This is a genomic window from Clostridium sp. AM34-11AC, from assembly GCF_003435375.1.
In the GTDB taxonomy this organism is placed as follows: Bacteria; Bacillota; Clostridia; order Lachnospirales; family Lachnospiraceae; genus Pilosibacter; species Pilosibacter fragilis.
The window spans coordinates 134510-148385 of sequence record NZ_QWGL01000001.1; the positions used below are offsets into that span (position 1 = coordinate 134510).

The window sequence follows — 13876 nt, forward strand, 5'->3', positions numbered from 1 at the left end:
ACCGTCATTATAAGCAAAAAAAGACAGCATGTAAATATGCTGTCGAAAATTTATATGTTCTTTTTTCGTTCTGGATCGTCAGTGCCGGATGCCTCCGCTGCAGCATGCAGGCTTTTCAGTTCGGAAATCCTTATCTATGTGGAGTAACGAGATCAGGACTCTTCCCCCTCATTGGCTTCTTCCATGGTGACGACAGCCTGGGATCTTTCATCCGTATAATGGATCCGCAGAACTGCCTGAGGCCAGTTGAGCTGGATATGAGCGGTCTTGTTCTGCTCGGCTCCGGCTTTTTCGATAAGTTCAATGAGTTCTTTCAGAACCTCACGGGTCAGGTAGCCGCCGCGCCAGTGGAATGTAAGTGTTTTATTCTTCTTTGCAGTCTGCAGGGAGCGCTTGTAAACTTCCTCCGTCTTTGTGAAGGAAAGTTTTTTCTCTTTATAGTAAAAGTGATCACCGTCCGTACAGGCCGGGGCGGGGGCGATCAACGGCTCATGGTCGCGGAAGACCGCCTTATCGTCCAGATTGAAGTAGTCGTAGCGGATCTCACCGCCGGTCTCAACGCATTTTCCAAGGCTGTTGTCGAAGGTGGCATCCAGGTGATAGCAAGTCTTACCGATCTTCACGATATTCCATGTATGGCGGTACTTGATCCCTTTTTCCGGATTGTTTCCGCATAAGGCGATCATACACCAGATTCCAAGCGCGTCGCAGAGGATCTTGACCGACTTTGCGATCCCCTCGCAGACGCCGACACCATGACCCAACGGTCCGATAATTTCATGGGAATAGGGCTTTTTCAGTTTATCGTAGTGGATATTCTCACAGATAAAATCGTGGATATACTTTTCCTTTTCCAGCTCCGGGAGCTTTGCCGCCGGTCTTGCGAGCTTTTCCACCCGGGCATTCATGGCTTTCTGGTGGTCTTTGATTTTGCTCTTCTCAAAAAGGTATTCCGGGATGAAGATCAGATTCGGGGAATCCGCGAAATACCGGTATTTAAAGCTGGACACCCAGAAAATCTCCGGGTGGTCAAGGCGGAGCTCAAAAAAAATATCGCTTAAGGCGTGACCGTCGATCCGGGGGATCTGGAAAGAGTCAGCAAGGCTTAACAGTCCCTGCTGCATGGCACGGTAAACAGCCTGTCGCTCTTTGTCCATGTGATTATAATAAAATGGTTCCATGATAGTTGTGATCCTTTCAAATCTCTAAAAATTTACCCGACTCAGTATAACGTATTTGTAAATGCTTTTCCAGTTAAATTCTGCGGAAAAACATTAACTGTACAATCGTTGTAAGGTTTAATATTTTTGTGCGCCAGTGCGTCAACGCAGAATTGGCTCGTGCGTCCGCGCAAAGCGAAAGAAGACCGCCCATCACCAGCACAACACTGACAACAGGCGGTCTTCACATATTTATATTTTATTCCCCGCACTCTCCAGCAGCTGCCCGATCTTCGAAACAAACAGATCGAACGCAACATCGTTCTTTCCGCTGTTGATAACGATATCGGCGAGAGCCCTCGTGGGCTCTACATACATGTAGTGCATGGGTTTTACGGTTGTTAAGTACTGAGTGATGATTCCTTTCAGGTCGCGGCCGCGCTCCTCTACGTCGCGGACGATGCGGCGGAGGATCCGCTCGTCAGCGTCGGCTTCCACATAGACTTTGATGTCCAGGAGGCTGCGGATCCGCTCGTCGGCGAGAAGCAGGATGCCCTCAACGAGGATGATCGGTCTCGGCTCGATCTTGATGATCTCGCTGGATCGGTTGTGCTGGCTGTAGTCGTAGACCGGACACTCGATGGTCTTTCCGGCTTTCAGCTCCTTTAGGTGCTCCACCAAAAGATCTGTCTCCAGGGAATCCGGATGGTCATAGTTGACCTTCACACGCTGCTCAAACGGGATCCCGTCCTGTCTGCGGTAATAGTTGTCGTGGTAGATCACGACAACATCATCCCCGAAGTACTGCCTGAGCCTGTTCGTAAATGTCGATTTTCCTGAGCCAGACCCCCCGGCAATTCCGATAATAATAGGTTCCATATCGATTACCTCGTAAGTCCAAATTCTTCCGGCATGAATCTCGGACAGATATTCTCTGTCGTGCAGATCACCGTTGCCGCAAGTCTTGTGCCGATTCTGCATGCCTCCTGCAGCGTCTTGCCGTAGGTAAGTCCGATGCAGACGCCGGAAAAGAACGCATCCCCGGCTCCCGTCGTGTCCACGATATCTACCTTACGTCCCGGATAAATTCCGGTGTGCCCGTCCGAATCAACAAAGACAGATCCGTCTCCTCCCATGGTGACCACCATGCGGGAGATCTTGGCGGAACGGATCCGGTCCGGAAGAATTGCCGCTAACTCTGCCGGAGTCATATGGTCATAGTCTTCCGAGAACAGGATTCCCGCCTCCTGCTGATTGCACACAAAACATGCAGTTCTGCGGATAAAATCTCTTCTCTCCACAGCGATCGTCATATTGGATACAAGCGCATAGACCTCTTTGTGATACTTTTCCGCATACATGAAGGTCTTTTTCACGATCTCCTTGTCTGTATCGATCTCGATCGCAATGCTGTCCGCATCCTTAAAGATCTCGTCCCCATGCTCATCTAAGATCTGCTCGATGGGCTTGTGGTCCGGTCTCTTTGAGATGGATGCCACCACGTCTCCCTCATGATCAAAGACGGCCAGCCAGGTTCCCATGCCGTCCTTGACCTTCTTCATATACTTCGTTTCGACTTTATGGCGTTTCAGCTTCTGGATCACATCGTCTCCCATGGCGTTGTCATCCACCGCACTGATAAATGTCGGTTTCAGCTCGATATTTGCGATGTTCTCCGCCACGTTTCTCGCAACGCCGCCGTGGATCTGGATCACAGTTCCGGCATTTCTTCCCTGCGGAATATAAGGGGACAGGGAATACCCCTTAATATCTATAAACACATCTCCGATTACTACAATTCCCATCGTAATTCTCCTTTATCTATGTCCTTTATCTCTGACCTTTATCCTGTTGGGTCATTTGGGATATGATCCTTTGTGGTGTAATCTTAACACATGTTAAAATGCGTGGCAAGAGTCAGTTCTGTCATGGTCTTCTCTCTTGAGGTCATATCCAAAAAAGATCCTGACCGGAGGCATTGCTGCTTCCAGGCAGGATCTTTCTTCTATATAAAATAAGATTCCGTGTAACTGTTCAGTACCCTCACAGTTACGATTCAGTTACTTGTTCTCAATATCCATGATCATATCAACACGTCTCTGATGACGTCCGCCCTCGAAGCTTGCGCCAAGCCACTCGTCGACGATCATCTTTGCCAGTTCGCTTCCAACGACGCGTGCCCCAAACGCGAGGATGTTGGAGTTGTTGTGCATTCTGGAAAGCTTTGCTGTGTACGGCTCGCTGCAGACGCATGCGCGGATGCCTTTTACCTTGTTTGCTGCCAGGGAGATACCAACGCCTGTTCCGCAGATAGCGATTCCGAGGTCTGCCTCGCCGTCAGCGACAGCACGGCCGACTTTCTCACCGTATACCGGATAGTCACAGCTCTCCGTGGAGTCGGTTCCGAGGTTTAATACTTCGTAGCCTTTGCTCTCAAGATGCTCTTTGATGATGTTCTTCAGCTCTACTGCAGAATGGTCATTTGCGATTGCGATTTTCATTTCTTTCTTCTCCTATGATTGTGATAGTGTAACCGGAAATTATTTTGCCAGTTTTATAATATGATGTTGGGGTCAAAAGGTATTTTGACCCCTATGATACCGGATTGCTCCGTACTTCGTACTCCCGCAATCATCAAAAACATTCATAATTCGCTCATTTTTCTGCGAAAAATGGCTACTTATTCATGTTTTTGGCGGGTCCCAAGGTCAAAAATTCTCCTGCAAGCAAGCTTGCGTCGAACTTCTGACCTTTTGACCCTGGTATCATAATATTTTGAATCCGTCCAGAAAACTGTCCGGCTTCATGCAAATATTTAATTATCGCCGTCATCCGCATTCTCAACCTGAAAGAATATCTGGATCAGGTCGAGTCTGGATGTCATGGACACTAAGAGCATGTCCATAGCGGTGATAGCGGCCATGGATTCCACCACAACGACAGCTCTCGGAACAACCACCGGGTCGTGGCGCCCGTGGATCACGAGATCGATATTCGCGCCGTCCTTTGTGACGGTCTCCTGGGACTTTGCGATAGACGGGGTCGGTTTGAAGGCCGCCCGGAATACCACATCGCTCCCGTCGCTGATTCCTCCGAGAACGCCGCCAGCATGGTTCGTCTCCTTTACGATCTTGTCCCCGTCCATTCGGAACTCATCGTTATTCTCAGATCCGCATGCCTTTGTTGCGGCAAAACCGTCACCGATCTCAAAGCCCTTGACGGCACCGATGGAGAGGATTGCCTTTGCGAGGTTCGCGTCCAGCTTCTCAAATACCGGCTCGCCGAGGCCTACCGGAAGACCGGAGATCACGCACTCGACGACACCGCCGACGGAGTCGCATTCCGCGATCTTCTGGTCAAGATAATCCTCTGCTGCCTTTGCTGCCTCCGCATCCGGAAGACAGAAGCGGTTATTCTGGATCTCAGCGAGATCCATCCGCTCCGGGGAGACTTCCACCGGTCCGATGGACTTCGCGTATGCGGTCACGGAGATATTCAACTGTTTTAAGAACTTCTCTGCGATGGCACCTGCTGCGACGCGGCCGATGGTCTCCCGGGCGGAGGAACGTCCGCCGCCGCGGTAGTCGCGGAACCCGTATTTTTCCTCAAAGGTATAATCCGCATGACCCGGGCGGAAACAGGAAGCGATATTGGAGTAATCCCTGGATCTCTGGTCCGTGTTCCGGACGATCATGGAGATCGGTGTTCCTGTAGTCTTTCCCTCGAAGACACCGGAGAGGATCTCGACCTCATCGCCCTCTTTTCTCTGGGTCGTAAAGCGGCTCTGGCCAGGTTTTCTGCGGTCTAAGAGCTTCTGGATATCGGATTCGTCCAGTGGAAGACCCGCCGGGCAGCCGTCGACGACAACTCCGATGGCCTTCCCGTGGGATTCTCCCCAGGTCGTTACTTTAAATATTGTGCCGATGGTAGAACCTGCTGCCATGTTATGTTAATCTCCAATCTTTACAATTTCACAGCAGTTTGGCTCATTGACCGTAATGCTGCGGTCGCTCATGACGAGAAGACCTTTTTCATAGTCGATCTTAAAGAAGGAAATACTTCCCTCGTGGTTGATGGATGCCAGATGCTTTCCGTCCGGGAAGATCGCGATGTCCTTCGGGTAATCACCGCTGATCGGGAGACAGAAGCGCATTGTCAGCATGCCGGTCTCATCATCGCGGTCGTACATGGATACCGTATTGTCTCCGGCGTTGCTGCAGAATAAGTGCTTCTCATCCGGGGAGAGGTGCATCGCGCAGGCTGCGGTCAGCTGGTTCGGCTTGCTTCCTGTGGAAGGAATCGTCTGGATCTTCTCCACGATCGGAACGCGCTCACCCTCCTTATAAGAATAAACCTCGATCATATTTTTCAGCTCATAGAGAACATAGAAGAAACGTCCGTCGGAGCTGAACATAAAGTATTTCGGAGCGGATTCCAGCTCGCAGCGGATCGTGTCCACGAGAGTGATCTTTCCGTCCTTGTGGTCAAAACGGTAGACCTTGATCTGGTCGATTCCAAGGTCCGCCACCATTAAGAAACGCTCGTCCGGAGTCAGGCGGCTGCAGCTCACATGCGGGCGGAAGCTGCGCTCCGCAACGGATCCGAGGCCCTTGTGGAAAACGCCGTCGGCGATCTGGCCCACGGCGCCGTCCTTATTCAGGTTGAGGACCGTGATCTTTCCGTCATGGAAACCGGAGATAAAGATATAGTCGTCGGCTTTGCTTGTTGAGAGATGGCATCCGCGCATGCCCCTGATATTTGCGCTGTTTAAGCGGGCAAGGCTTCCGTTCGAAAGAACGCGGAACGCCACAACACCCTCATCGGCGATGGAGTAGAGGATCTGTCCGTTCTGGGACGCTTTCAGATAGGAAGAATTATCGACCTCCACTTCGCAGCGGTAGATGAATTTTCCAGCCTCAACATCCACATCATATACAGTGATTCCCTTTGCCTTTCCCGTGTAGGAATAAGAACCCACATAGGCCATGTATTTTCCAGTCATAGGTAATTTCCCCTTTACTTTCAATTCTCCGAAAATGCCTCGTCCGGCAGCGTTTCGGAATTTCATAGATATGCTCATTTTATCATAATCTGCCACGTTTGTTAATCGAAATCTGAAAAACTCCGGGAATCGTATGAAAGAAAAAACATACCTCAGATTTTATTTCGAAACGGGGTCGGAAATCTATTGACAGAACATGGAAATCATGAGTAAATATACAAGATGAAATTCTTGTCGCACAGTCATTTTTTGTGCTGCTCTGCGTCGAAAGGCAGCAGGACGTTTGAATATTTTTACATTCAGGAGGAAAAAAGAATGGAGCATCCGCTCATTGATTTGTCCCATATTTGGAAGAGCTATGACGGCGATCTGATCCTTGATGATCTGAGCCTTTCTGTAAAGGAAAATTCCTTTGTGACACTGCTCGGTCCGAGCGGCTGTGGAAAGACCACAACTTTAAGGATCATCGGTGGATTCGAAAAACCTGACAAAGGCCAGGTGATCTTTGACGGCGAAGATATCACAAACACACCGCCGAATAAACGCCAGTTAAATACAGTTTTCCAGAAGTACGCCCTATTCACCCACATGAGCATTGCGGAGAACATCGCGTTCGGTCTGAAGATCAAAGGCAAATCAAAGAGCTATATTGACGATAAGATCAAGTATGCGCTGAAGCTCGTAAACCTGGACGGTTTCGAGAACCGCAGCGTGGATTCCCTGAGCGGCGGCCAGCAGCAGCGGATCGCCATTGCCCGCGCCATCGTAAACGAACCGAAGCTTCTTCTTCTCGATGAGCCGCTCGGAGCCCTCGACTTAAAGCTCCGCCAGGACATGCAGTACGAGCTGATCCGGCTGAAGAATGAGCTGGGAATCACCTTTATATACGTCACCCATGACCAGGAAGAGGCACTGACCATGTCTGACACCATCATCGTCATGAATCAGGGCTATATCCAGCAGATGGGAACCCCGGAGCAGATCTACAACGAGCCGGAGAACGCCTTCGTCGCGGACTTTATCGGCGAGAGCAATATCGTGGGCGGTACGATGATCCACGACGAGCTTGTTGAAATCTTCGGCGCGAAGTTTGCCTGCGTGGATAAGGGATTCGGAAACAATAAACCCGTGGACGTTGTGATCCGACCGGAGGACATCGACCTTGTGAAGCCGGAGGACGGCACGCTTCAAGGCGTTGTCACGCACCTGATCTTCAAGGGCGTCCACTACGAGATGGAGGTTACGACCCCGGACGGCTACGAGTGGCTGGTCCACAGCACGGACATGTTCCCGGTCGGACAGAAGGTCGGCATTCATGTGGATCCCTTCGATATCCAAATCATGAACAAGCCGGAGTCCGAGGACGAGGAGGCCGTTGGAGTCAATGAATAGAAAAGCATCCAGATTTCTGGCTTATCCTTATATGATATGGATGACAGGATTTACGGTGATCCCTCTGCTCATGGTATTCTGCTATGGATTGACGGACCGCAGCGGGGCATTCACCCTGGCAAACATCCTGGCCATCAGTTCCTCTGAGCATCTGAAGGCTCTCTGGCTCTCCCTGGCGCTCGCGGGAGTCAGCACCGTGATCTGCCTCCTTCTGGCGTATCCGCTGGCGCTGATCTTAAGAAAACGCCATATCGGAAAAGGCAGCTTCGTGGTATTCATCTTCATTCTCCCGATGTGGATGAACTTTCTCTTAAGAACCATGGCATGGCAGACACTCCTCGAGAAGAACGGCGTGATCAACACCTTCCTCACGATCCTGCATCTGCCGAACATTGCGATCATCAACACACCGGCGGCCATCATCCTCGGCATGGTCTACAACTTCCTGCCGTTTATGGTACTGCCGATCTACAATACCCTTGCGAAGATCGATGACAACGTGATCAACGCGGCCAGGGACCTGGGCGCGGACAACTACCAGACGCTCACAAAGATCCTGCTTCCACTAAGCGTTCCTGGAATCGTCAGCGGGATCACGATGGTATTCGTACCGGCACTCACCACCTTCGTGATCTCGAACCTCCTGGGCGGCAGCAAGATCCTGCTTATTGGAAACGTCATCGAGCAGGAATTCACAAAGGGAAGCAACTGGAACCTCGGTGCCGGACTTTCCATCGTGCTCATGGTATTCATCCTTCTCAGCATGACCATGATCGCAAAATACGATAAGGATGGGGAGGGATCTGCATTCTGATGAAAACCGCAAGAGAAAGATTTAAGAAATTTATTGAGGATTTCTATCTGGTGCTGGTACTGGTCTTTCTGTACGCGCCGATCCTCGTCATGATGGTCCTGTCCTTCAACAGCTCGAAATCGAGATCCCAGTGGGGCGGATTCACCTTAAAATGGTACACACAGATGTTTGAGAGCGCCACGATCATGGATGCCCTCTATAATACGTTACTGATCGCGTTCCTGTCGGCGCTTATCGCAACGATCCTCGGAACAGCGGCGGCCATCGGTCTCTCCGCGATGAAGAAGCTTCCGCGGACGATCTGCATGGGACTCAACAATATCCCGATGCTAAACTCCGATATCGTGACAGGGATCTCCCTGATGCTGATGTTCATCGCCTTCGGGATCTCCCTGGGCTTTAAGACGATCCTGTTCGCCCATATCACCTTCAACGTGCCCTATGTGATGCTGAGCGTCATGCCGAAGCTTAAGCAGACGAGCCGGAACACCTACGAGGCGGCCATGGACCTGGGCGCCGGTCCGTTACAGGCATTTTTCAAGGTAGTATTCCCGGATATTATGCCTGGTGTGTTATCGGGCTTTTTGATGGCGTTTACGATGTCTCTCGACGACTTTATCATCACCCACTTTACGAGGGGCGCCGGGATCAATACACTTTCCACCCTGATCTACAGTGAGGTGCGCCGCGGCATCAAGCCGTCCATGTACGCCCTGTCCACCGTGATCTTCGTGACGATCCTCGCGCTGCTTCTCATCACGAACTTTGCCCCGGCAAAACCACAGACGAAAGCAGGAGCCGGAAACTTCGGACCGAACACGGTGCCGGATAAAGGAAAGAAGCCGTTGTGGAACGGAAAGACAGCCATCGTGCTGGCGTCCTTCCTGATCGTGGGAAGCGTCTGCTATACAAGCTATCTTCACTTTGCGTCATCCCACTCCAACGAACTCTACGTTTACAACTGGGGGGAGTATATTGATGAGAGTGTTATCGATGAATTTGAGGCGGAGACCGGAATTCATGTGACGTATGACCTCTTTGAGACAAACGAGGAGATGTATCCGGTCATCGAGGCAGGAGCAGTCAGCTACGACGCGGTATGTCCGTCGGACTACATGATCCAGAAGATGGTGGAGAACGGACTTCTCGCCGAAATCAACTTTGAGAATGTGCCGAATATTGCGAATATCGATCCGGTCTACCTTGAAAAATCAAAGGCGTTTGATCCGGAGAACCGCTATTCTGTCCCGTATACATGGGGAACGGTCGGAATTATCTACAATGTCCAGAAGCTGGAAGAGCTTGGAGTCCCGGCGCCGACAAAGTGGTCGGATCTCTGGGATGAAAGATTAAAGGGCGAGATCCTGATGCAGGACAGTGTCCGCGACGCGTTTATGGTTGCATTAAAGGAACTTGGATATTCCATGAACACCACAGACGTGGGAGAGCTGGAGGAGTCGAAGAAGCTTCTCCTGGCGCAGAAGCCGTTAGTACAGGCATATGTTGTGGACCAGGTCCGCGATAAGATGTTAAACGGCGAGGCGGCGGTAGGTGTTATCTACTCCGGTGAGCTGTTATACCTTCAGGAAGAGGCGGAGACACTGGATCTCGATTATGATCTTGAGTACGTTCTTCCTAAAGAGGGAACAAACCTGTGGATCGATTCCTGGGTCATCCCGGACAACGCGAAGAATAAGGAGAACGCGGAGAAGTGGATCAACTTCCTCTGCCGCCCGGATATCGCGGTGAAGAACTTCGAGTACATCACCTACGCAACCCCGAACAAGGCAGCGTTCGAGATCCTGGATCCGGAATATCAGGAAAATAAATCTGTATTCCCGGATACAGATGAGCTGGAGAATTCTGAGGTCTACAGTTATCTTGGAACCGAGGCGGATGATCTCTATAATGCACTCTGGAAGGAAGTTAAATCACAGTAATATATGAAAGGAAACGGGAATCCGGCAGAAACAAACTCTGCCGGGTTCCCGTTTTTGATTTCTATAGTTCCGTATTTTATGATACCAGGGTCAAAAGGTCAGAAGTTCGACGCAAGCTTGCTTGCAGGAGAATTTTTGACCTTGGGACCCGCCAAAAACATGAGTAAGTAGCCATTTTTCATAGAAAAATGAGCGAATTACGAATGTTTTTGAGAATTGCGGGAGCACGCAGTGCAGAGCAATTCGGTATCAGAGGGGTCAAAAGCTTTTGACCCCAACATCATATTTTACATCAATACTGCCCTTATCTCCGGTTCGCCTTCTCCACATGCACGCTCTTACCTTTGATCTTCACATGGTTCATTGCGTCCATAACGATATCGGCCTGCTCCTTCGGAACTTCCACGAAGGTATATTTGTCATACATATCGATACTTCCAACGAGACGGCCCGGAATTCCGGATTCACCGGCGATGGCTCCTAAGATATCGCCCGGCTTCACGTTCTGATTCTTTCCGAGGTTGATGAACAGTCTTGTCATGCCGCCTCTGGCGTTCTTTCTGTCCATGTACTCCTCGTCATCGCCTCTCTGGCGTCTGCGTCCGTTTCTTCCGCGGTCATTTCTTCCGCCGCGTCGGTCGAGATCGTCAAGGTCACGGAGCGGTCTTCCCTCATCCGCGATGTCCTCGTAATCGTCGCCCATGGCCATCTTCAGGAACGCTGCCGCAAGCTCTAAGGAAGTGTAATCCTCAGCAAGAAGACGCTTCTCGATAATATCTGTCATGCGCTCTAAATTGCTGTCGTCACCGATATGCTGCTGAACATCATCTAAGATCTTCTCTGCCTTGATCGCAGTCACATCATCTAAGGACGGGATCGGCTGCGGAACGATTTTTGTCTTGCAGAATCTCTGGATGTCGCGGAGCTTGTAGACCTCGCTTCCCACCGCAAGGCTGAATGCGCGTCCTTCTCTTCCGGCACGTCCGGTACGTCCGATACGGTGTACATAGTACTCGTCATCCTGCGGAATATCGTAGTTAAATACGGCTTCCACATCGTCAACGTCGATACCTCTCGCCGCAACGTCCGTCGCAACAAGGATCTCAGTAGCGCCATTTCGGAAGCTTCCCATTACACGGTCACGCTGCTCCTGCTTTAAGTCTCCGTGAAGACCTTCCGCAAAGTATCCGCGGCCCTGGAGTGCCTGCACCAGCTCATCCACCTGCTTTTTCGTGTTACAGAACGCAACGGAGAGCTTCGGGGAATAGAGATCCAGCAGACGGCACATAACTTCCACTTTATTTCTCGGTTTTACTTCATAATAATACTGGGTCACCTTCGGAACCGTCAGTTCCTTCTTTACGACCTGAACCATCTTCGGGTCCTTCTGGAACTTCTGGGCAATCTGGGCGATCGCGTGAGGCATTGTCGCGGAGAACATTACGGTCTGGCGCTCCTCAGGAAGCTCACCTAGGATCGTCTCCATGTCCTCGAGGAATCCCATGTTCAGCATCTCGTCCGCCTCATCGAGAACCACCGTGTGGATCGCGTCGGTGCGGATCGTCTTTCTTCTCATATGATCCATCACACGTCCCGGGGTTCCAACGATGATCTGGACACCGCCCTTTAAGGAGCGGATCTGTTTTACGATCTCCTGTCCGCCGTAGACCGGGAGGATCTTGATCCCGGACATGTATTTCGCAAGGCGGCGAAGCTCTTCCGCTACCTGGATCGCAAGTTCTCTCGTCGGGCAGAGGATCATTGCCTGTGTCTTTCTGTTTTCCGGGTCCATCTTCATGAGAAGCGGAATTCCAAAAGCTGCGGTCTTACCGGTTCCGGTCTGCGCCTGGCCGATCATGTCATGGCCTTCCATCTCAACCGGGATCGCCTGGGCCTGGATCGGGGACGCCGCCTCAAATCCCATATCTGTAACTGCGCGGAGGATCCGCGGGTCTAAATTAAGTTCGTCAAATCTGATTGTTTCCATTCAATATCCTTTCTATGTTGTCTGCATAACAATTCCATGCCAGGATACATTCATTCGACGACTCCTACGGACTCCCAGATCTCTATACCGGTCACAGAATTCTATATACAATACTGACGGCTCGTTAATATTTCAAGCCATACAGGGTGCAAATGTAAAATATCTTATAACATAGGGAGGAAAAAGTCAAGCGACGATGTCTAAAAAAACGGAAGGGCAGGTACTTTTTTAAGTACCACGCCCTTCCGGGGTGTATGTTAATTTAAACCAGTATCAAGCCTCTTTTTTGTGGTAGCACAGATATCCAAACGCCGCCGCAACGCCCACCGAGTAGATCACGAAGGTGCAGGCAAACGGAAGCTTCGCATTCACAGAGTAGATAAATCCCGCTGTCAGGGAACCCGCAATACTTCCCAATGACTGGGTCGCGTTGAAGAATCCCATGACGAGGTTCTTCTGCTCCGGCGATGCCTGGTCTGCCACCATGTTCTGGAGAACCGGGACGCTGACGGAATAGCCAGCGTAAACAAGGATACTGAACAGGATGAAGATTCCGATCTTCACGGATATCAATGTTCCGATGGAAGCCAGCGCACAGAACGCTGTGAGAACCACCATAGACTTTTTGACGTTCGTCTTCTTGATGATCCAGATACAGAGGCTCATGTTCGCGATAAAGGATACGAAACCGACGCCCGCCTTGATGATTCCGTTGTAGGAGGAAGTCAGGCCCAGCTGTGCCTTTAAGTAGTAGTTAAAAGCCTGGTCGAAACCGGTATTTCCGAAGTTGATAAAGATGTTGATCGCAAACAGGAACACGAAAGCCATGCACATGAAATTCCTGCTGTCGATGAACGCCTGGAATGGGTTCGCTTCCTTCATGAGCTGCTTTGCCGGAATATCCTTTAAATTCGCCGTGCTGTCCGGTTCACAGATAAGGAAGAAAGCAATTGCCACCGCGATCAGGGTTCCCGCCTGGACTAAGAACGCCAGACGCACGGAAAACTCGCCTAAAAATCCGCCTATCATGTAGCCGAAAGCGCTGGCCACGCTCTTGATCGTTGCACTGTATGTCAGGTATTTCCCCTGGTCTTCCGGGTCTGACTTGTTTACGATATAGGTCAGAAAGCTTACAAAGATACCGCCGGTGAAGAGTCCCGCGAACATTCTCGCGAGAATGATCATGAGTTCCGTCGTAGCGTAGGCAAACCATACCTGGGCCACACCGTATCCCAGACAACAGATCAATAAGGAAAGCCTTGAGGAAATATAGTTATTGATCTTACCCCAGAACGGAGATAACAGGAAGTTTGTGATCAGCATAACTGCTAACGCCACTCCAAACATGTAGTCGTGGAGCTGCAGCTCCTGAATTACCGTCGGTGTGACCGGGTGGGCAAAGTTGGCTGCCAGGTTAAATACGATCATGGCAGTGAAAAAGGCAGCAAATCTCAATTTGTACTTCATAAGCGTTGTCTTCCTTTGTCTTAATTTTCAGTTCCAGACTTCTGTCATTCTTCACGTCCCGCTGAAACTGTTTCGTTTTTTTCGCATTTTGCTTTATTTTTGCAGAAAATTCAC

11 protein-coding genes are annotated in these 13876 nt (G+C 50.5%); 3 read left to right on the plus strand and 8 right to left on the minus strand.

From position 1 onward, the window contains the following. Positions 1-152: 152 nt before the first annotated feature. The 6 genes from DW826_RS00590 to DW826_RS00615 all read right to left on the minus strand — a co-directional run bounded on the left by DW826_RS00590 (position 153) and on the right by DW826_RS00615 (position 6162). Positions 153-1181, minus strand: coding sequence for a transglutaminase domain-containing protein (locus tag DW826_RS00590; RefSeq protein ID WP_117483748.1), 1029 nt, complete (start codon positions 1179-1181; stop codon positions 153-155). Positions 1182-1412: 231 nt separating this feature from the next. Beyond that, complete coding sequence (gene udk, locus DW826_RS00595; RefSeq protein WP_015553255.1) at positions 1413-2039, minus strand: uridine kinase; 627 nt, start codon at positions 2037-2039, stop codon at positions 1413-1415. Between the two features lie 5 nt (positions 2040-2044). Further along, positions 2045-2965: a PfkB family carbohydrate kinase gene (locus DW826_RS00600; protein ID WP_117469175.1), complete on the minus strand. Its 921-nt coding sequence runs from the start codon at positions 2963-2965 to the stop codon at positions 2045-2047. Positions 2966-3220: 255 nt separating this feature from the next. Beyond that, a complete protein-coding gene (rpiB, locus tag DW826_RS00605; protein WP_015553253.1) occupies positions 3221-3661 on the minus strand; it encodes a ribose 5-phosphate isomerase B in 441 nt (146 codons plus the stop codon). Positions 3662-3975: 314 nt separating this feature from the next. Further along, entirely contained in the window at positions 3976-5103 is a 1128-nt protein-coding gene (gene aroC / locus DW826_RS00610) for a chorismate synthase (RefSeq protein ID WP_117471626.1), read from the minus strand. A 6-nt stretch (positions 5104-5109) separates the two neighbouring features. Next, positions 5110-6162: a beta-propeller fold lactonase family protein gene (locus DW826_RS00615; protein ID WP_117469173.1), complete on the minus strand. Its 1053-nt coding sequence runs from the start codon at positions 6160-6162 to the stop codon at positions 5110-5112. A 315-nt stretch (positions 6163-6477) separates the two neighbouring features. Here DW826_RS00615 and DW826_RS00620 point away from each other — a divergent pair, with 315 nt between their 5' ends. Genes DW826_RS00620 through DW826_RS00630 form a run of 3 tightly spaced genes read left to right on the plus strand, consistent with a single transcriptional unit; the run spans position 6478 to position 10308 of the window. Continuing rightward, entirely contained in the window at positions 6478-7554 is a 1077-nt protein-coding gene (locus tag DW826_RS00620; protein WP_117469143.1) for an ABC transporter ATP-binding protein, read from the plus strand. After that, positions 7547-8368, plus strand: coding sequence for an ABC transporter permease (locus DW826_RS00625; protein ID WP_117503628.1), 822 nt, complete (start codon positions 7547-7549; stop codon positions 8366-8368). Before DW826_RS00620 ends, DW826_RS00625 begins: the two co-directional genes overlap by 8 nt. After that, entirely contained in the window at positions 8368-10308 is a 1941-nt protein-coding gene (locus DW826_RS00630) for an extracellular solute-binding protein (RefSeq protein ID WP_117551733.1), read from the plus strand. Before DW826_RS00625 ends, DW826_RS00630 begins: the two co-directional genes overlap by 1 nt. Before the next feature lie 304 nt (positions 10309-10612). Here the strand turns inward: DW826_RS00630 and DW826_RS00635 are convergent, their stop codons facing one another. Both DW826_RS00635 and DW826_RS00640 read right to left on the minus strand, forming a co-directional pair. After that, a complete protein-coding gene (locus DW826_RS00635) occupies positions 10613-12295 on the minus strand; it encodes a DEAD/DEAH box helicase (protein ID WP_015553246.1) in 1683 nt (560 codons plus the stop codon). 273 nt (positions 12296-12568) lie between these two features. Next, positions 12569-13762, minus strand: coding sequence for an MFS transporter (locus DW826_RS00640; protein WP_015553245.1), 1194 nt, complete (start codon positions 13760-13762; stop codon positions 12569-12571). Positions 13763-13876: the final 114 nt, after the last annotated feature.

Excerpts from the sequence above, each read along its gene's own strand:
- DW826_RS00590 (WP_117483748.1), bottom strand. The coding sequence starts at position 1,181 with ATGGAACCATTTTATTATAATCACATGGACAAAGAGCGACAGGCTGTT.
- udk (WP_015553255.1), bottom strand. The coding sequence starts at position 2,039 with ATGGAACCTATTATTATCGGAATTGCCGGGGGGTCTGGCTCAGGAAAA.
- DW826_RS00600 (WP_117469175.1), bottom strand. The coding sequence starts at position 2,965 with ATGGGAATTGTAGTAATCGGAGATGTGTTTATAGATATTAAGGGGTAT.
- rpiB (WP_015553253.1), bottom strand. The coding sequence starts at position 3,661 with ATGAAAATCGCAATCGCAAATGACCATTCTGCAGTAGAGCTGAAGAAC.
- aroC (WP_117471626.1), bottom strand. The coding sequence starts at position 5,103 with ATGGCAGCAGGTTCTACCATCGGCACAATATTTAAAGTAACGACCTGG.
- DW826_RS00615 (WP_117469173.1), bottom strand. The coding sequence starts at position 6,162 with ATGACTGGAAAATACATGGCCTATGTGGGTTCTTATTCCTACACGGGA.
- DW826_RS00620 (WP_117469143.1), top strand. The coding sequence starts at position 6,478 with ATGGAGCATCCGCTCATTGATTTGTCCCATATTTGGAAGAGCTATGAC.
- DW826_RS00625 (WP_117503628.1), top strand. The coding sequence starts at position 7,547 with ATGAATAGAAAAGCATCCAGATTTCTGGCTTATCCTTATATGATATGG.
- DW826_RS00630 (WP_117551733.1), top strand. The coding sequence starts at position 8,368 with ATGAAAACCGCAAGAGAAAGATTTAAGAAATTTATTGAGGATTTCTAT.
- DW826_RS00635 (WP_015553246.1), bottom strand. The coding sequence starts at position 12,295 with ATGGAAACAATCAGATTTGACGAACTTAATTTAGACCCGCGGATCCTC.
- DW826_RS00640 (WP_015553245.1), bottom strand. The coding sequence starts at position 13,762 with ATGAAGTACAAATTGAGATTTGCTGCCTTTTTCACTGCCATGATCGTA.